The sequence below is a fragment of the Runella defluvii genome, from assembly GCF_014195535.1.
In the GTDB taxonomy this organism is placed as follows: Bacteria; Bacteroidota; Bacteroidia; order Cytophagales; family Spirosomataceae; genus Runella; species Runella defluvii.
The window spans coordinates 828886-845754 of record NZ_JACIBY010000001.1; the positions used below are offsets into that span (position 1 = coordinate 828886).

The following is a 16869-nucleotide window of genomic DNA, read 5'->3' on the forward strand; positions in this document are numbered from 1 at the left end:
GCCTTTTTAATTGCTCTATTGTTGAGGTTCAGAAGGGGGAGTCCATTCCTGAAAATCAAAGGTTGTAATCTCAGTAGTAATCTCGATATTGAGCTCTGGACAATAGTTTTCGGGTTTCCATTCATCAAATTCTGTCATTGGAAACATACTTTCCATTTCGAGTTCTGTAAACTCGTTTTCGGGTTTCCATTCGTCAAATTCAGTAATTGGAAATATTACCATTTCGAGTTCTGTAAACTCTGGAAAGTCGTTTTCGGATTCCCAATCTACTGCCTCAAATTCTGAACTTGGCCACCCTTCGGGCTGCTGTTGGGGGATTGACTCGAAATAGTCCCCAGACGGTTCGTTTTCCTCGTTTGGGGGTGTGGTTTTATTGTCTGTCATCGTAGCAGTGGTATTAAATCGTCAATGCCTCCAAATCGACGTTTAAGGCCGTCAAAAAATAACAGGGTTAGTGTTTCGGAATCAGGGGAGAACTGAAACAAACAGTAGTTTTCGACGAAAGAGCCGCGGTAACGCCCAAAGGTTCTGAAGTTTCCAGAGTAAACGTTTACGTGGTTTGTTTCTCTTAGACCTGTAAACCATTTCCACCCTCTCTTTGGGTCAATCTCTTTGGGGATTCGTTCGCGCCCATGAATAATTATTTGCGCCTGTACGTTGTCTGATTTGCGTTCCTCCACTTTCAATTCGTTGGGGAGAGTAGAGGCAGTTGGCGGGGCTGTGATGAGTTTATACCATCCCGTTTCACGGTCTAGGGCATAAGTAAGTTTCTTCATTAGGCCGACTGTTTTTTGTGCTTCAACTGTTTTGCAGTTTCGAGCGTGGCCAATATTTCATCACGACGGTAGCGAACGCGCCCATTGAGGGTTACTTTTTGCGGAATCAGCCTCTTTTTGTCCCACTCGTAGAGTGTCATCAACGAAATACGGTAGAGCTTCGCGGTTTCGTGGCGTGTCAAGTACTCAGGAAGTACGTCTTTGGGGCTTGGTGGCGGTGGTGTGTAAGTGGCTAGTTCAGCGCGCACCGCGTCGCGCATCATTTTTGCCAATGTGTCGGTATCGACGGAGACAAGAAGTGTTTGTTGGGAGAACATTTTGCATCAATCGGAGGGGATTATTAGATAGTTTACTCCGACAGTGCAAAGGTCTATAGTTAGGGAAAGAGGGAACGGCGAGGGAATTCCCTAATTTTACCCATCTTGGTAAATTTGCCTTGTGTGAGCAAATTCAACTACCTTGTTTTTAAATTTTAACTGGTTGTTGTTATCAAAGTACTTTATTACTACTTCTAAATCGTCTTTAATGTATCTCTTTTGGGATTCAGTTATATTTTTATCAATTATGCCATTAACCCGTTTAATGGCCTTTTTAAAGTCTTCCTCTGTCTTTTCGTATTTGTCAGATAGTCTTTTGTAAAACTTTGTTTTATCTTCGTTAGGTTCACTGTTTAACTTTCCCTCGGAAAAGTATTCTATAAAACAGAATTGAGCCGCTGTAAGGCCGTTTTGGCTCTTTGTGTTTAGTTCTTTGATTACTTCATTATAAAAATCGGCATAAAGTTGTTCTCTGATTTGGTCAAACTGACAAGGTGCTAGTTCTTTTCTGAAATGTTCTACTGATACTAATTCATCGGGGTTATATTCTAAAGAGTACTCTAATTCCCGTTGTTCTAGCAAAAGATTGTTAGCCTTTCTTTGATGTTCAGTCCATTGGTCTTTTAAATCTATCAGTAGTAAATCTTTGCTCAGACCTGCGTTAATATATGCCTCTATGTCAAACAAATATTGTTGATACAATACCATCGAAAATAAATCAAAGAATGACTCGAAAGGTGTCTTATTATCTCCTTTTCTTGGGGGCAATGTAACAGTTTCACCAGTCGCGATATTTATTCTGAACCCAGCGGGGAATACATGAACCGTGGGAGTATCTCCAAAGACAGATTTGATTTTATTGGCTGCACTTCTAACCAAATCATTGATTGATTCTTGTGTCATCCTGTATGGCGTTAAGTTAGTCGAACATGAAATTAACCTACTGTATTAAAGTGGTTAGTTCTCTCTCTGAGTAGCTGAGGCTATTGTAAATGAGTTTCAAGTTGTTGCCTGTAATGCAAAAATTCAACGGTTCTAAGGTAGCGCAAACAAAGATGAAACTCCGATAACAGATTCTGTTTTAGGTAGGTGATAAAGTCGGGATACCATGCAGAAAGTTGGCTATTGCCTAAGAAAGTGTAAAACTCTCGGTAAATCTGCCGTGTTCGTTCTTCTGTTGATAAGTACCCGCGCTGATTTGAAGTTATTTCCAGGTACTCCATTAAGTCGTTTCTGTCCTGTGTGCTCATTGATTTTAATATTTTGTGTTAATGTTATTGTGCTGTTTACAGTGTCCTATCTTTCCACCCCTACGCGTGCGCCTGTAGAAAAAACACCCTTACGCGGCATTTTGGGTAGAGGTAGTGGGTGTGCTGCCTCGTTTCTTGAATACTGGTTAAATTTTTTCAATTGTAGCAGTCTCTTTGTTACGCGTGCGCCTGTAGAAAAAACACACCTATGCTGCGTAAAGAATGGGTGTAGTACTCGTTTACGAAAGATTCTATGAGTAACTACGCTGCGTTGCCTACATTCCGTAACTGGATAGTCATATTTGAGCCTTGCAATAATTCATCTAGTTCGGCCAGATGTTCGTCCCGAAGGTGTTGGTATTGCTCCACAATAAAGTCGGGGCTGTTGGCTGCCTTGTGCCGTTCTATGGCTTCCAAAGAGCGTTTAATGAGGTCTAAGAGCCTGGACACTCGTAATGTCCAATCTTCGTTTTCTAGTACCTGTTCCATTGCTTAAAATTTGATTTGAATAACTCCTTTTTTGGGATTTTCCTTAATACGTGTGTTTCGACTGAATTGATAGAGCCAGTCCAAATAATCCATGCGAAAAATGTCATAATGTTGGTGAGTTGGCTCATAAGTTACGACTGTGTACGCATCAATTTTGCGCCCTCGGTACAGATTAGTGCTGTGTAATTTCCCAATCTCAGACGCGTGTTTTTGAAGGGTTTGTGCTTCAATAAACGTTACAAGGTCAATGTCATTTGGGTTACGTTTAAGAGTGGTAAAACTCCCGTCAATCCATTGATAAAACCCTCCTCCTATAATTTGCTTGAGGTCGGAGAGGTAGTTTAGGTATGCTTCAAAAATGCCTGAACGAGTAGAAGAATGAGTAAAATCAGTAACAAATATTCGCTCAAACGCTGCTAAGTCAGTATCAATAATGTCGTAGGGGACTAAATGCCCGTAGTTGTCAAAATCCATTAGTTCGCAATTTTAAAGACTCCCTGTTTTTCCTGCGTAAAGAATGGGTGTTCTGCCATTCGGTGGGCTACCTCCTCATTGGTTACTTTGATGTATTTCATAAACGAGGTTTCGGTACGGTGTCCAGTGAGTCGCATTATGTCAATGGTTGGCACTCCTTCTTTATAGGCATTGGTCGCAAAAGAACGGCGGGCGGTGTGGGTTGTGACCAATTCCCATTTTTGGCGTGTCTTGGTTACTTTCAAACCTCCCTTGGTTTGGGTAATGGTTACTTTTTCGTTGAGCCCTGCCAGTTCGGCAATTTCTTTCAAATACTGGTTCATTCGCTGATTGGTCAGAACGCGAGGCGGTATGCCGTCGTATTTTGCGAGTATTGCCCGTACCTCTGGTTTAAGAGGAACATAAACGGGGTGGTCTGTCTTTTGTGTCGTTACCCGTACAAATTTGCCATCATTGATGAAGTTTTCGGGCTGTAACTGATTGAGGTCAGAAAACCGTAAACCCGTGTGACAACCAATTATGAACACGTCTCGAACGCGATCGAGTCCAGCCCGTGCCGAAAGGTCGAGGTTGTAAATACGTTGGATTTCGTCGAGGGTGAGGTAAATGTTTTCTGATTCCTCCACGGGTTTTACAAAGTCCTCATCCTGAAAGGCAGTATTGGTGTGCATCTTGTCTTTCATCGCCTGACGCATGAATACCTTTACATACTTGACAATCCCCCCTTTGGTGTTGGTGGCCTTTCCTTCGTCGTTGAGGTACTTGATAAGTTTCTGATAAAAATGAAGGTCTATTTTATCAAAATCCACTTGGTAGCGGGTCTTTTTCTGAAATGCCCGTAAATGGTTGAGGGTCTTTTTATAGTTTTTGATTGAACTTTCAGAGTAGCGTTTGCCCGTACGTGGAATGGTTCTTTCTCCGTTGGCGCACTCCTCAATGAATTTTTCAACCCACGAAAAGAGGGTGAGTTTTTCAGGAGTAGAGGCAACTTTACGGGGTTTGTTGAGATTAAATTCTTTGTCGAGTTCAGCCCTGAAAAATTCGGGGGTCGGTTCAATCTTTTCGGCCTTGACACGGGAGTTGATACCCCCCACTGCGTCGGCAATGCGGTTGAGGTGGTTTCTGATTTCGTCGAGTTGTTCTTTGGTGGTTCGGTCAAACTTTTTGGTCTGAACCGTGGGGCGGTCGGTGGTGGAGTCCCACAAAGAAGGCTGAATGGATACCCCCGTTGAGTACTTCAAACGAGGGACGCACGTGCGGCAAATAAGGTAAACCAAGGTCGGTTTTTCTGAATTAGGCTCTTTTAGCACAAAACGCGCCTGATTTGTGATTACTTTTCCCATGAATTTCTGCGTTTATCGAACGGAAACAAAGATAATGGAAAAAATACGAGGGGACGCGAGAGGGGACGTTTTTTTCTTATTTACCCTTATTTGTTCTAATAAAGATAGATAAGGTATTTTGTTAAGTAGCTGATAATTAGTGTTTTTTGTTTTTGCGTGATAAAGTGAAATACAGAGGTTCGAGTCCCTTCGGGCGCACATAAAAAATCCCGCTGACCAGTCAACGGGATTTTTTTGTTATTGAGACGTTCCAATAAAAATCTTACACTTTCTTCGCAGGGTTTCCAAAAACTCGGCCTCCCGCTGGGACGCTTTCTACCACTACGGAGCCTGCCCCTACGCTGGCACCTTGGCCGATGGTCACTCCCGCGATGATGGTTACACCTGAGCCAATGAAGGCGTCGTTTTCAATAGTTACGTTGCTTCCAACGACGCTTCCAGCGCCAATATTGACAAAGTCGCCTACTTCGGCACCGTGCTCTACGATGGCTCCCGTTTGGAGGATGCTGTGACTACCCACTTTGGCAGTAGCGTTGACGACGCTTCGTGGAGCGAACAAATTTCCGTGGCCAATTTCGGACAGCGCCGAAATAACTGCTGTATCGTGAATGGCATTGACGGGCATCACGTGGCGGCGTTCGTTGAGCATTTCGACGAGGTCGCGACGGATAGTCCGTTCTTCGATGGCTACAAACGCTTCACATTTTTTGCCAATAAGTTTTAAAAAACCGTCGTCGTCGGTGTTGCCTAAAACGGAGTATTCACCAATTTCGCTGCCGTGGAGTGAGGCGTCGTCATCGAGCAAGCCATACACAACAACATTGTTACGTTGAAAAATATCTAAGGCAACAAGTCCTAAGCCTTTTGCCCCAAAAATAAGAACTGGATTTTCCATAAATGATTTTCAGATGATTTCTGGATGCGGCCGCCTTCGCTATTTCTTTTCAGGAAATGGAATAATGAGCTTTTCGCCGCGTGCAGTGATGTTTTGGGTCTTTTTGTTGGCGGCCATGAGTTGCTCTACTGTCACCCCATATTTGGCAGCTACCACCCGTAAAATGTCGCCTGGGCCTACGGTATGAATCGCCTGTACCCGAATTTTAATCTTGGTTACGCCCGATTTGACGTCTTTGCTTTCGTCCTGAATAGTTGGGTTGTTACCTTTGAGTGTAGTACCACGCACATTGTAGCGATTGGCAATACCATAAAATGTTTCTCCTGCCTGAACAACGTGCGTGATTTCAATGCCACCAGGGTCAACCGCCACGGGTTTGGGTTTTTCAACTGGTTTTTCTTCCGCTTTTTTAGGCGTTTCTTCCTCTTCTGGGCGTGGCGTAGCAGTCGCTAATTCTTCGTCCGAAGCGGGCGCAGGTGTCGATTTATCGTCGATAGCGACATCGGCATTTTCGGTTTGCTCAGTGGACGCAACAGCTGCAGGGTCTGTATTTTCAGGTACAGGCTGAAGCTCACGGGCGTTGGGGTCAACGGGTGTGTTTAAGAGCTGATCCACGTCGGCGGCATCGTCGGCGATATACTCATAGCCAACATAAAGTAGCCCAGCAATCATCGCAACCAAAACAAGTAAAGAGATGTAGGGTAGTTTAGAAGCCTCGTCAGGACGGCGGTTTCTATTTTCGTTTTCAGACATGTGTATTAAAAAAAAGTTGAGAACATTTGAGGATACTTCCGATTTGTACTATTCTCAGAAATAACGCCGCAACAAGCTACGGGACTGCAAAACAAAGGCAAATTTTATGCCACAGTTTTTTGGGCTTCGAGGCTCATTTCGGCTACTTTTTGCTTCAAAGACTCTTTGTAGTCGGCGAGTTGATTGGCTACGTTTTCGTCGAAAGTACCTACAATTTGTACGGCCAACAACCCCGCATTTTTAGCGCCGTTGAGCGCAACCGTTGCTACTGGAACACCACTTGGCATTTGTAAGATAGACAGCACCGAATCCCAGCCGTCGATAGAATTACTACTTTTTACTGGAACTCCAATCACGGGAAGGGTAGTGAGTGAAGCAATCATGCCAGGTAAATGAGCGGCTCCGCCTGCTCCCGCAACGATGGCTTTTAGTCCCCGTGCACGGGCAGTTTTTCCGTACTCAACCATTTTTTCGGGGGTGCGGTGCGCCGACACTATGTCTATTTCGTAAGCGATACCAAATTCTTTTAAAACATCAACCGCTTCTTGCATGACCTTGAGGTCTGAGAGGCTGCCCATTATGATTCCTACCATGCTGTGTTTGTGTGTATTAGTTGCTATAATACGAGCTTTTGACGGCTTTGTCAACTCTATCGCATTAATTCTCGTTTGATTTTGCGTAAATTGCGGCACAAAAATAGTATTTTTCTAATGAGTAACGAATTAGAACAAACCATTATTCAGCTCACAACGCCTTTGTATGCGCTTTTGATTGGGCTGGAGGCTTTATTGAGCCACCGTCAGCACCGTGATTTTTACACCTGGCGTGACACCCTTACCAACTTCGTTTTGATGCTCCTCAACGGAGGCATTGATTTGGCCTTTCGGGCAGTCTATGTTGTTGTTTTGGTATGGTTTTATCAATACCATGTGACGGTCATAGATAACGTTTATTTGTATTGGTTTTTGTTGTTTTTGGCCGAAGATTTTGTGTTTTACATTTTACACGTCGTCGATCACTATTGCCGATTGTTTTGGGCAGTACACGTCACGCATCATTCGTCCGAGCATTTCAACTTAACGACAGGCTTCCGTTCGTCGGTATTTCAGCCCTTGTATCGTTTTGTTTATTTTATTCCATTGGTACTTTTTGGCTTTAAGCCTGCGGATATTGTCCTGATGTATTCGATTACCCAGACCTACGGAATTTTGGTACATACCAATTACTTAGGAAAATTGGGCTGGCTTGGGTATGTATTTGTGACGCCTTCCCACCACCGCGTTCATCACGCTTCCAATGTAGCCTATTTGGACAAAAACATGGGAATGTGCCTGATTATTTGGGATCGATTGTTTGGTACTTTCCAAGAAGAGCTTGACCAAGAGCCTGTGCGATATGGACTTACTAAGTCGTTGGAAGATACAAGTTTAGGTAATACCATTTTTCACGAATGGAAAGCCATTGCCAAGGATTTGGGGCGGAATGTGGGGATTACAACAAAATTAAAATACCTTCTCAATCCCCCTGGCTGGTCGCACGATGGGAGCACCCTAACGAGCAATCAGTTGAGGGAGTTGGAGGAAAAACAAAAATCTAGCTCTTCAGTGACGACTCTCTAATTACCAAGGCGGCAGGAAGCATCAGGCTTTCTGCCGAACTTTTTTGTACGGCTTCGTTCAAAAAAATACGGGCAGCTTCGGCCCCAATTTGTTTGCCAGGACGGCGCACCGTAGTAAGGGAAGGAAAGATATAGGCCGAAATGGGGGAGTCATCAAAACCAACGACGGCCACTTGATTCGGAATGTGCAAACCGCGCTCTTTGATGACGTGCATCGCCCCAATCGCTACTTGGTCGTTGACCCCAAAAATGCCGTCGGGAGGTTGTGGTAAATCCAGCAGCCGTTGGGTCGGAATGATGGCACTTTCGATTTTAAAATTGGTACTCGCAATCAATTCCTCTACAACGGGCAGATTGTATTTTTTCAAGCATTCGGTATAACCCAGAAAACGCTGTTCGGTAATGGCCAAACCCTGTGGGCCTTTGAGGTGCGCAATGCGTTGGCATCCCATTTTGATGAGGTGTTCGGTGGCGGCAAAAGCCCCTAAATAATCGTCGATGGTGACGCGGCCTGCTTCAAACCCTTCGTATTCGCGGTCAATAAAAATCAAGGGTACTTTGCGCTGAATAATGCTTTCGAGGTGTTCGTAATGGCCCGAATCGTAGGTCTCTTGCGAAATCGACAGGAAAATTCCTTCTACGCGGTTGGCCAATAGTTTTTCTACGTATTCTTTTTCCAACGCATAACTTTCATTGGTAACACAAATATTCATCAAATACCCTTGTGGCTGAAGCACACTCTGAAGCCCTTCGATGATGGTCGTTTCGTGTTGGTGATTGAGCGAAGGCACGATGACGCCCAACGTGCCTGTTCGTTTATTGAGCAAGCTCAACGACACCGAATTGCGCTGATAACCCACTTTTTGGGCATATTCTTGCAAGTTTCGGCGGGTATCTTCATTGATCAACGGATGATTGTTCAATGCCCTCGAAACAGTAGATGGAGAGCACTTAAACTTCCGTGCAATGTCTTTGATGGTAACGGGGCGGTCGGTGGCCATGCGAGTGGGGGTGAATTTGCTCGCTCGAAAGTACAGAATAGTGCTGAAATGAGCGTTATATTTGGAAGAAATGTACCTTTACATCTTCATCATCAACTCACTATGCTAACGAACGTAGAACACCTCGGTATTGCCGTAAAAAGCCTAGCGGCTTCGGACGAATTGTTTACCAAATTATTCAATGTTGCTCCTTATAAACACGAAGAAGTGGCTTCGGAAGGCGTGACTACTTCCTTTTTTAAAATCAACCAGACCAAAATCGAATTACTCGAAGCGACGAATCCCGACAGTCCGATTGCGAAATTTGTTGAGAAAAAAGGAGAGGGGATTCACCACATTGCGTTTGAAGTGGACGATATTTTGTCTGAAATGGAACGGCTTAAAAATGAGGGGTTTGTGCTACTGAACGAAACGCCCAAAAACGGTGCAGACAACAAACTGGTGTGTTTTCTTCACCCCAAAGGCACCAATGGCGTGTTGATTGAGCTTTGTCAAGAGAAAAAAGACTGATTGAAGATGAACATAAAACTATTTATCTACATGGCCATCGTAGTCGCAGAAATCATCTGCGGCTATGTGGGTTTTCGGGAAGGCGTATATGTATTGAAGCCACTCATTATGTTATCGCTCATTTATTGGCACCTCGACTACCTAAAAACGCATCCGTTGCTGTGGATTGGGATGTGGTTTGGTCTTGGCGGTGATGTGTTTTTGATGTTTAGCGGAACTCAGATGTTCATGGCAGGGCTTGGGTCTTTTTTGGTGATGCAATTGTTTTACATAACAGCATTTACAAAGCAAAAAACGGCCAAAGGAAAGCAGGAACTAGCAGGAAAAACTTGGCAACTTGTCGCTCCCTTTGCGCTGTACGGGCTGAGTTTTTTGGCGATTTTATACCCTTCGATGATGAATAATGCCGCGACCAAGGGGCTTTGGATTCCTGTAGTGGCTTATTCGGTGTGTTTGTGCAGTATGGGAGTGGCGGCGGCCTTGCGCAAATATTCGGTTCGTCAAGCGAGCTATGTATGGGTTTTGGCGGGTGCCGTGCTGTTTATTTTGTCCGATTCTACCATTGCCCTCAATAAATTTATGCAACCTTTTGATGCTTCATCGCTCTTGGTAATGACGACCTACGCCGCAGCTCAGTGGCTGATTATTTGGGGAGTGAAGAAGTAAGGGGCAAATTGTGGGGAGGGGTGCTCACAACCCGACGAGTGAATAGTCAGTACGAGCGAGGACGCTCGCGCTATCTCAACAAAAGGCTAAAAAGGATAACCAATACCAATATTAAAGACGGGTAAATTGGCACTAGAGCGACGGAACGAAAACCGTGGAAGCACATAACGTTCGTCGATGGTGATTGGCTTTCCGTCGGCGTCTTTGGTTTCAAAAATGCGGCTCGGGTCATAGACTTTGATCCCCATGTCGAGGCGGAAAATGAAATAAGAAAGGTCGTATCGCAGCCCTACGCCTGTGCCCACTGCAATCTCTTTGTAAAAACGACTAACGTCGAAAGCGCCTTTGAGGGTATTTTGGTTGGGCGTGGCGTTTTTGTCGAGGCGTAAGCGCCAAGCATTGCCAGCGTCGATAAACAAAGCGTAATTAACATCGCCCACAAACCGAAACAAATGCCCCCGAAGTTCGAGGTTAGTTTCCATCAAAACGTCTCCTAGTTGCTCAAAACGATACTCAAAGCTGCTGTATTCGGTGACGCCAGGCTGCAAAGTGGTGGTCGTGCCGTTGCGGAAAATCGGACTTCCCGTTTGTAAATCGACGTTGGGGTAGGCCGAGCCAAGCCCAAGCCGCCGAGGAGGCCATGCCCTGAGGCTGTTGCTACCACCGCCCGTGAGCGACTTTTCGTAGGGAGCAACGCGTCGGTTGTTGTAATTAAAAATCAAACCAGCATTGGCCCGATAGACCAGCGTACTTTTGGGGCCAATGGGGTGGTAAGTTCGGTATTCTCCGTTGAATTTTAGAAATTTATAGAGTTCAAAACCTGTGAGAATGAGCGGGAGTCTTTGTTGTCGGAGCAGGTTGAGCGAGGTTCCCCCAGCTTCTACAAACCAGCGCAAATAGTGCGCTTTTCGGTTTTGACCAATGATGTTGTTATTAAACACATACGAAAAACTCATGCTCGAAATAACCGCCGATTGAAAGCTGAATTTCAGGGGATTGCCTCCATAGGTGTAAAGTGAATCCAACAAATAGGAAAACTTTTGGCTTTGTTTACTTTCCAAAATACTCAAATCAATGGGCGTGAAGTTGAGGTATTCGTACTCGCTTTTTTTCCAGTTGTAGCGCAAACTCGCCTGAAGACCACTTCGTACAAAATCGGGGTCGGCACCCAAGAAATCGCGGTTGGTGTAGTTATAGCCAAGGCTTAGGATGCTTCGTGGGGTCTTGCGGTTGAGGCGCGACGCGAGTTTTCCAGGAAATAAAATACGGGGAAAAATAAGGGCGGTATTGGCACCTAGTTCTAGCGTACGAACGAGTTGAGAGGTATTATTCAACCCAAAATTGGCATCTAATGCTCCGCGCAGTGATACCTCGAAGTTTTCGAGCCGTCCAAAAATATTACGAACCCGAAAAGTGCCATTCAAAAAAGGGCCAGGAAGGTTTTGTACCACGTTTACGCCACTTTCGCCCGTTACTTGGTACTTGTCTTGGGGCAATACCCGAATAAGCGTCCGAATTTGGCCGTTGGTAGTATCCGATTCGATGTTAATAAATTGAAACTGGTCAAGCACGCTCAACTGACGGTAGGTTTCTTCCCAATCGCTTTGTTTGTAAAGTGCCCCTGGGCGGAGCAAAATTTTGCTATCCAAAACGCGCGGGGCGTAGTTTTGTTTGGGCAAAAAGGAATACGTAATTCCGCGAAAAGAAGTGGTAGCTCGCGGTGTGCTGTTGGGGTCATTGGGAAGTGGCTCCACCCGAAAACCAACGCTGCTAAACCGATATTGGGTATGCGTGGTCTGATTGCGGGGGTAATTGACCTGCAAACCTTTAATGTCCACGATGTGAAACAAGGAGTCGGTGGCGGGGTCGTGCGCGCTGGTATCTACCAAAAAACCGCCGTAACGTTTCCCAAGGGCATTTTGAACGGGGCGAAGGTAGTTTTTATCAAAACCATAGTAGCCATTTTCACGCATGAGGCGTTCAATGCGTCCGCTTTCGTTGATGACGTCGCTATTGCGGTAGTTTTTGTTAGATTTCAAAAAAGACACTTCCTTGTTTTTTTGCAACAAGGAGTCAATGGCGGCATCTTTGTGGGTAAAAATATCGACGTTTCGGAGGCGGTGCGGAAGCCCTTCTTTGATGCTATAGGTGGTTCGGACGTGGCGCAAAAGGGTATCGGTGGCAAAAGAGACGTGGGCATCGCGGTAGCCTTGGTTAATCAAATAATTTTTGATTTTCTGGGCGTTGCTTTGCGCATCTTTGTCCGAAAAATAGACGGGAGGCTCGCCCACGGTTTGCATCCACCAATTGCCCGACTCGATGCGTTTTTGGTATTTTGTTCCCAAACGCGTGTATTTGCGACGCAGTTTGGCAAGCTTTCGGCTGTCGTTGGCATAGCGCTCAAACTGGAGTTCATAATAACTGGTCAGGGAGTCAAGTTTTTGGCGGGCGGGAGTGCGGTCGTAGCGTTTGTCGAAGTATTGATATACCCACAGCGAAACCGTTGCCCCAGGTATGGCCAAGAAGCGCTTGTTGGGGCGCTGGGGAAGGAGGGCGGCCAAATCTTCGGTTTTGACGGCACTATTTCCTCGGAAACTTTGGTTTCCAAGCAAAAATTCATCTTTTTTGAGGGTACTTTTGGGAGAACAAGCACCTAAAATAAGAAGAAAAATCAGCGACAAATACCCCAAAAAGGGGCGAAAATGAGTTGCCTTATTGTGCATTATCGACAATTATATACCTGATGCTTTCTAAGAACATATTAAAATACCTCACCTCGCTCCAGCAAAAAAAATACCGTCAAGAATACGGCGCTTTTTTGGTGGAAGGGGCTAAAAGTGTCCTTGAACTACTTGCCTCCGATTTCGAGGTAGAAATGGTGGTGGCAACCGACAAATTTTACAAAGAAAACACGCGAAGCTTAGAGAAACAACCTTTTCGGGTTGAAATAGCTACGCCTGACGAGCTCGTACGGGCAGGAACGCTGCAATCCAACGATGCGGCGCTTGCCGTGGTTAAAACGAAATCGAACGATTTTTTGTATGCCGAAGAAGGAGAATACGTGCTGGTACTGGACGATATTCGCGACCCTGGCAACCTGGGGACAATGATTCGGATTGCAGATTGGTACGGGATTCGTAAAATGGTGTGCTCGCTCACAACCACCGATTGGTACAACCCCAAAGTGGTGGCAGCCAGCAAAGGCTCGTTTACGCGAGTTCAGGGCTTTTACACCGATTTAGGGGCTTATTTTGAGGGGCACTTGGCGAGCGAGGTGAGCGTGTATGGGACGTTTTTGGAAGGAAAAAATATCCACCAAATTACATTTGCCAAAACGGGCTACATCGTAATGGGCAACGAGTCGAACGGGATTGGGAGCGAGGTTGAAAAATTTGTGACAGATAAGGTGACAATTCCTCGTTTCGGAGAGGCCGAATCACTCAATGTGGGCATTGCCACCGCGATTGTGCTGGATAATTGGCGGCGAAAGTAGGGAGGAAGAGTTTTGGCTAAAAAATTGTATTTTTGAAAAAAGAACTACCACCATGATACAAACTTCACAAAATACTGTGCAATTACCTCGTACGCTGGAAGAGTTTCTTGATTGGGAACCTAATGACGGTTACAAGTATGAATGGAACGACGGGGATATAATTCAATTTACAGGAATGAAAAAAGAACAGCTTTATATCTATGACCTACTGCTTGGTCTATTTTTCGAACAAGGATATAAAAAAGTAGGAACTTTAGTCGCAGAACAGGATGTGATGTTGTCAGGTATTCAAATGCGCCGTCCAGACATTTCCTATTTTACCCGAGAACAAGTACAGAAGAGTAGGTCGGGGGAGGATGTAATTCCTGAGTTTGTGATTGAGATTATTTCCAACAATGACCAAATCAATCAGCTAGAAAAGAAAATTACAGAATATTTCAGAGCAGGTGTAAAAGTGATTTGGAACATCATTCCCGAACATGAAGTCGTGTATGTTTACACGTCTCGCCGCGATGTAAAAGTTTGCCTTGAAGATGATGTTTGCTCGGCAAAACCTGTGCTACCTATGTTTGAAATAAAGGCATCGGCTCTATTTTCTGGAGAAATGGATTAGCTGTTTTTCAAAATGAATAACTATGCGTCGGGATGTTACTATCTCGGCGTTTTTTTTGCGTCGGAGACTACCCATCGTGTGCCCGATAGCGCGAGCGTCCTCGCACGTGCTGACAATTCTGAGGCTTCAAGCCTTGGTAGGGAAAATAAGGAGGCTAGAAGCCTGCTAATAAAAGGCACGAGCGGGGATGCTCGCGCCATCGGGGTGCGACGAACAGAAATAGAACAATAACTTTTTTTGATATGATACATGTTGAAGATGTAGAAAAATACCTGATTGAGATTGTAACTGACTATCTCATAAGCCAAGGTTTCGAGCATTTGGCAGAAGACCCTGCTTGTGTATTTACCAAATTCTTTCCGTTTGGTTTTGATCAAATCACTTTTGATATTTCCGAAGTGATTCATGGCAGTAGTGTAAAATATGTTCTCGTCAGAGGATATAAAAACATTGAAAAACATTGGGAGAAATATTATGAGATAGTAGGGTATCCATTGACTTCTGATGTACCTACAATAGCAACACATGCGATTCTTATTGATAAAAAATATGAAAAATATCCTGACGATGCTATGATGTACGGTGGGGCTGATTTAATAAGGAATAACCACGAACAACAGGACTTAAAACAATATTTTGAAGAGTTCAAATGGCAATATGAAAATCTATTGATACCCGTTTTAGAAAAATCAAGAGATGTAAGGTGGTTAGACCAAAAAATCAATGCCGAACCGCTGAAATTTAAAGATTTTGGAGAAATAGCTCCTATGACACATAGCACTGAATTTCACAAACTCATCATAGCCAAATTAGCAGGCAATCCGCGCTATGAGCAAATCTATCAGCTTGTCAGAGGTACGTTGGTAGAGTGGGCTAACGAAGAAGAACAAGGCAAAAATATGTTGTCTGCTTTTGATAAAGTCTATGAGGATTTAAAAGAAGTTAAGCCTTTGGAGAATCCTATTTTATCATAATTATAAAAAACATTCTATGAAGCTTCTGCTGGCGATTGCTCCGCACGTGCTGACTATTCCGAGGTCTAGCCTTGTTAGGAAAAATAGGAGGCTAGAAACCTGCTAATAAAAGGCACGAGCGGGGATGCTCGCGCCATCGGGAATTTGAGAGTAGGAAAGGTTCAAAATGAAATATGCAATGAACAGAAAGTTAATTATTTTGATGACGATTTTAGCAGCTTTGTTTGGTTATAAAGTTGTTAATTATTATTTGCCCTCTAAAACACTCAACCCCTATTTTGAAACTCGTAAAACGGGCTATACTTGGTTGGGGTACGACATCTATGAACATAAAAGGTTTTTCTCAGAGAATATTCGTTTTAAATACTATTTCTTGGACAATCATAATTATTTTATACTAAGTTTGGGGCCATATAGTGATTTACGAAAAAAAAAACTTAAAGATATCAAAGTTAAGTCCTTTCACTTATATAATGAGGAATACAAACAAAACTATGATGATTTTGATGTAGGGGTTTTTGTTATGAAAGTTTTTGATTTTAATTTGCTTTTAGGTGATACTTTAAAATATTATAAGAAAGAAAATAATAAAATTTTAAAGCAAAAATTTTACGATATTTCAGTCTCAGATACATTGTATTATTTTGTTTCGGAACATCCTTTAGAATCAGAAAATTATCCATTTAAAGAAGCTTATTTAGTGTCTGAATCGAAAGGAATAATATCTACCCTATTAGTCGATGAAAGTAGATCTCCTATTCAGGTGCGTTTTTTACGAGGAAATTGGAATTCAGCATTGTACAAAGGTAAGAAAGTGACAATAAAATATATTGTCAAAAAAGAGGATACCCCTGAAGTGAATGAGATTGACATTAAGCAGCTACCTGTATTTAAAAAAGAGTGTTTTTGGTGAAGATGAAAATTACAGATAGAGCACGTGCTGACAATTCTGAGGCTTCAAGCCTTGGTAGGGAAAATAAGGAGGCTAGAAGCCTGCTAATAAAAGGCACGAGCGGAGACGCTCGCGCCACCGGAGAAAATACAGCTAAAAATACTACTTGACTTCAATCTATCCTATTCCTCATCGTTGGTAGCGTTTTTTTACCATTCATAATTTTTTTTAAAATAAAATTGGTTGATATGTCAACTTGTTTTACTTTTGTCGCATGGAACCTCAACAAGAAATACATATCAAGGAAAAAATCTGGAAACATTTGGGCCAGTACCTTACCTTCAACATCAACCACGTGTCTCATTTGTTTGTGAGAAAAATCAATCGTGAGTTGGGGCAGACGGGGCTGTCGATTCAAATTGAGCAGTTCCCGATTTTGTTTTTAGTTCGCTATTCAGCCGATGAACCACTTTCTCAGCAAGACATTGCCAATTTGCTCCAAAAGGACAAATCGGCGATTCAGCGCTCGATTCGCACCTTGGAAAGGGATGGTTATATCCGAATCGTGAGCGATGATGTGGACCGCCGTCGTAATCTGATTCACTTGACGCCCGCAGGGAAATTTGCCGTGGATAAAATCGCTGATTTGGCAGCGGTCATCAACCAAGATGTGACTAGTAAACTCACCCAAGAAGAATCAGAAACCTTGATGAAGCTTTTACAAAAAGTAGCTTCGACCATTGAATTTTAAATTTTTTGTTCAATTAGTTGATATGTCAACTTATAATTTTTCTTAGTAAAGTAC

At 43.7% G+C, this 16869-nt stretch carries 20 protein-coding genes; 8 read left to right on the forward strand and 12 right to left on the reverse strand.

Annotated elements, in window-relative coordinates:
* Positions 1 to 15: 15 nt before the first annotated feature.
* The 10 genes from FHS57_RS03385 to purE form a co-directional block, all read right to left on the reverse strand.
* Positions 16 to 384 (reverse strand): hypothetical protein, encoded by a 369-nt coding sequence (locus FHS57_RS03385; RefSeq protein WP_183971476.1) that lies wholly within the window; start codon positions 382 to 384, stop codon positions 16 to 18.
* On the reverse strand, positions 381 to 776 hold the full coding sequence (locus tag FHS57_RS03390) for a hypothetical protein (RefSeq protein ID WP_183971477.1): 396 nt from the start codon (positions 774 to 776) through the stop codon (positions 381 to 383). Before FHS57_RS03390 ends, FHS57_RS03385 begins: the two co-directional genes overlap by 4 nt.
* Complete coding sequence (locus tag FHS57_RS03395) at positions 776 to 1093, reverse strand: helix-turn-helix transcriptional regulator (protein ID WP_183971478.1); 318 nt, start codon at positions 1091 to 1093, stop codon at positions 776 to 778. The genes FHS57_RS03390 and FHS57_RS03395 overlap by 1 nt, the downstream gene beginning before the upstream one ends.
* 96 nt (positions 1094 to 1189) lie before the next feature.
* Complete coding sequence (locus FHS57_RS03400; RefSeq protein WP_183971479.1) at positions 1190 to 1996, reverse strand: hypothetical protein; 807 nt, start codon at positions 1994 to 1996, stop codon at positions 1190 to 1192.
* Positions 1997 to 2604: 608 nt separating this feature from the next.
* Positions 2605 to 2832 (reverse strand): hypothetical protein, encoded by a 228-nt coding sequence (locus FHS57_RS03405; RefSeq protein WP_183971480.1) that lies wholly within the window; start codon positions 2830 to 2832, stop codon positions 2605 to 2607.
* A gap of 3 nt (positions 2833 to 2835) precedes the next feature.
* On the reverse strand, positions 2836 to 3306 hold the full coding sequence (locus tag FHS57_RS03410; protein WP_183971481.1) for a DUF6932 family protein: 471 nt from the start codon (positions 3304 to 3306) through the stop codon (positions 2836 to 2838).
* A complete protein-coding gene (locus FHS57_RS03415) occupies positions 3306 to 4649 on the reverse strand; it encodes a site-specific integrase (RefSeq protein ID WP_183971482.1) in 1344 nt (447 codons plus the stop codon). The genes FHS57_RS03410 and FHS57_RS03415 overlap by 1 nt, the downstream gene beginning before the upstream one ends.
* Positions 4650 to 4911: 262 nt before the next feature.
* Positions 4912 to 5544 carry an acetyltransferase gene (locus FHS57_RS03420; protein WP_183971483.1) on the reverse strand — a complete coding sequence of 211 codons (633 nt, stop codon included), beginning with the start codon at positions 5542 to 5544 and terminating at the stop codon, positions 4912 to 4914.
* A 39-nt stretch (positions 5545 to 5583) separates the two neighbouring features.
* Positions 5584 to 6297 (reverse strand): LysM peptidoglycan-binding domain-containing protein, encoded by a 714-nt coding sequence (locus FHS57_RS03425; RefSeq protein ID WP_183971484.1) that lies wholly within the window; start codon positions 6295 to 6297, stop codon positions 5584 to 5586.
* Between the two features lie 104 nt (positions 6298 to 6401).
* Positions 6402 to 6890 (reverse strand): 5-(carboxyamino)imidazole ribonucleotide mutase, encoded by a 489-nt coding sequence (gene purE, locus FHS57_RS03430; protein ID WP_183971485.1) that lies wholly within the window; start codon positions 6888 to 6890, stop codon positions 6402 to 6404.
* 117 nt (positions 6891 to 7007) lie between these two features.
* On the opposite strand from purE, the gene FHS57_RS03435 reads away from it, so the two are divergent.
* Positions 7008 to 7916 carry a sterol desaturase family protein gene (locus tag FHS57_RS03435; protein WP_183971486.1) on the forward strand — a complete coding sequence of 303 codons (909 nt, stop codon included), beginning with the start codon at positions 7008 to 7010 and terminating at the stop codon, positions 7914 to 7916.
* Here FHS57_RS03435 and FHS57_RS03440 read toward each other — a convergent pair.
* Complete coding sequence (locus tag FHS57_RS03440) at positions 7891 to 8916, reverse strand: LacI family DNA-binding transcriptional regulator (RefSeq protein WP_183971487.1); 1026 nt, start codon at positions 8914 to 8916, stop codon at positions 7891 to 7893. The two genes, FHS57_RS03435 and FHS57_RS03440, sit on opposite strands and share 26 nt — an antisense overlap.
* A 102-nt stretch (positions 8917 to 9018) precedes the next feature.
* Between FHS57_RS03440 and mce the strand changes: the two genes are divergently transcribed.
* Positions 9019 to 9426 (forward strand): methylmalonyl-CoA epimerase, encoded by a 408-nt coding sequence (gene mce / locus FHS57_RS03445; RefSeq protein WP_183971488.1) that lies wholly within the window; start codon positions 9019 to 9021, stop codon positions 9424 to 9426.
* 6 nt (positions 9427 to 9432) lie between these two features.
* On the forward strand, positions 9433 to 10092 hold the full coding sequence (locus FHS57_RS03450; RefSeq protein ID WP_183971489.1) for a lysoplasmalogenase: 660 nt from the start codon (positions 9433 to 9435) through the stop codon (positions 10090 to 10092).
* A gap of 86 nt (positions 10093 to 10178) precedes the next feature.
* Here FHS57_RS03450 and tamL read toward each other — a convergent pair whose 3' ends face one another.
* Positions 10179 to 12815 (reverse strand): translocation and assembly module lipoprotein TamL, encoded by a 2637-nt coding sequence (gene tamL / locus FHS57_RS03455; RefSeq protein ID WP_183971490.1) that lies wholly within the window; start codon positions 12813 to 12815, stop codon positions 10179 to 10181.
* A 20-nt stretch (positions 12816 to 12835) separates the two neighbouring features.
* On the opposite strand from tamL, the gene FHS57_RS03460 reads away from it, so the two are divergent.
* From FHS57_RS03460 to FHS57_RS03480, 5 genes are all read left to right on the forward strand, one after another.
* A complete protein-coding gene (locus tag FHS57_RS03460; RefSeq protein ID WP_183971491.1) occupies positions 12836 to 13585 on the forward strand; it encodes an RNA methyltransferase in 750 nt (249 codons plus the stop codon).
* Between the two features lie 52 nt (positions 13586 to 13637).
* Positions 13638 to 14198, forward strand: coding sequence for a Uma2 family endonuclease (locus tag FHS57_RS03465; protein ID WP_183971492.1), 561 nt, complete (start codon positions 13638 to 13640; stop codon positions 14196 to 14198).
* Positions 14199 to 14440: 242 nt separating this feature from the next.
* Positions 14441 to 15172, forward strand: coding sequence for a hypothetical protein (locus tag FHS57_RS03470; protein WP_183971493.1), 732 nt, complete (start codon positions 14441 to 14443; stop codon positions 15170 to 15172).
* 178 nt (positions 15173 to 15350) lie between these two features.
* The gene (locus FHS57_RS03475; RefSeq protein ID WP_183971494.1) at positions 15351 to 16085 is read left to right on the forward strand and encodes a hypothetical protein; all 735 of its coding nucleotides are present in this window, start codon (positions 15351 to 15353) and stop codon (positions 16083 to 16085) included.
* A gap of 253 nt (positions 16086 to 16338) precedes the next feature.
* Positions 16339 to 16815, forward strand: a complete 477-nt coding sequence (locus FHS57_RS03480) for a MarR family winged helix-turn-helix transcriptional regulator (RefSeq protein WP_183971495.1) — start codon at positions 16339 to 16341, stop codon at positions 16813 to 16815.
* Positions 16816 to 16869 lie beyond the last annotated feature (54 nt).

Bases quoted from the DNA above. Each gene is read 5' to 3' on its own strand.
- purE (WP_183971485.1), bottom strand. From the start codon at position 6,890: ATGGTAGGAATCATAATGGGCAGCCTCTCAGACCTCAAGGTCATGCAA.
- FHS57_RS03400 (WP_183971479.1), bottom strand. From the start codon at position 1,996: ATGACACAAGAATCAATCAATGATTTGGTTAGAAGTGCAGCCAATAAA.
- FHS57_RS03460 (WP_183971491.1), top strand. From the start codon at position 12,836: ATGCTTTCTAAGAACATATTAAAATACCTCACCTCGCTCCAGCAAAAA.
- FHS57_RS03410 (WP_183971481.1), bottom strand. From the start codon at position 3,306: ATGGATTTTGACAACTACGGGCATTTAGTCCCCTACGACATTATTGAT.
- FHS57_RS03420 (WP_183971483.1), bottom strand. From the start codon at position 5,544: ATGGAAAATCCAGTTCTTATTTTTGGGGCAAAAGGCTTAGGACTTGTT.
- FHS57_RS03385 (WP_183971476.1), bottom strand. From the start codon at position 384: ATGACAGACAATAAAACCACACCCCCAAACGAGGAAAACGAACCGTCT.
- FHS57_RS03465 (WP_183971492.1), top strand. From the start codon at position 13,638: ATGATACAAACTTCACAAAATACTGTGCAATTACCTCGTACGCTGGAA.
- FHS57_RS03405 (WP_183971480.1), bottom strand. From the start codon at position 2,832: ATGGAACAGGTACTAGAAAACGAAGATTGGACATTACGAGTGTCCAGG.
- FHS57_RS03435 (WP_183971486.1), top strand. From the start codon at position 7,008: ATGAGTAACGAATTAGAACAAACCATTATTCAGCTCACAACGCCTTTG.
- FHS57_RS03450 (WP_183971489.1), top strand. From the start codon at position 9,433: ATGAACATAAAACTATTTATCTACATGGCCATCGTAGTCGCAGAAATC.
- FHS57_RS03390 (WP_183971477.1), bottom strand. From the start codon at position 776: ATGAAGAAACTTACTTATGCCCTAGACCGTGAAACGGGATGGTATAAA.
- FHS57_RS03480 (WP_183971495.1), top strand. From the start codon at position 16,339: ATGGAACCTCAACAAGAAATACATATCAAGGAAAAAATCTGGAAACAT.
- FHS57_RS03395 (WP_183971478.1), bottom strand. From the start codon at position 1,093: ATGTTCTCCCAACAAACACTTCTTGTCTCCGTCGATACCGACACATTG.
- tamL (WP_183971490.1), bottom strand. From the start codon at position 12,815: ATGCACAATAAGGCAACTCATTTTCGCCCCTTTTTGGGGTATTTGTCG.
- FHS57_RS03425 (WP_183971484.1), bottom strand. From the start codon at position 6,297: ATGTCTGAAAACGAAAATAGAAACCGCCGTCCTGACGAGGCTTCTAAA.
- mce (WP_183971488.1), top strand. From the start codon at position 9,019: ATGCTAACGAACGTAGAACACCTCGGTATTGCCGTAAAAAGCCTAGCG.
- FHS57_RS03440 (WP_183971487.1), bottom strand. From the start codon at position 8,916: ATGGCCACCGACCGCCCCGTTACCATCAAAGACATTGCACGGAAGTTT.
- FHS57_RS03415 (WP_183971482.1), bottom strand. From the start codon at position 4,649: ATGGGAAAAGTAATCACAAATCAGGCGCGTTTTGTGCTAAAAGAGCCT.
- FHS57_RS03470 (WP_183971493.1), top strand. From the start codon at position 14,441: ATGATACATGTTGAAGATGTAGAAAAATACCTGATTGAGATTGTAACT.
- FHS57_RS03475 (WP_183971494.1), top strand. From the start codon at position 15,351: ATGAACAGAAAGTTAATTATTTTGATGACGATTTTAGCAGCTTTGTTT.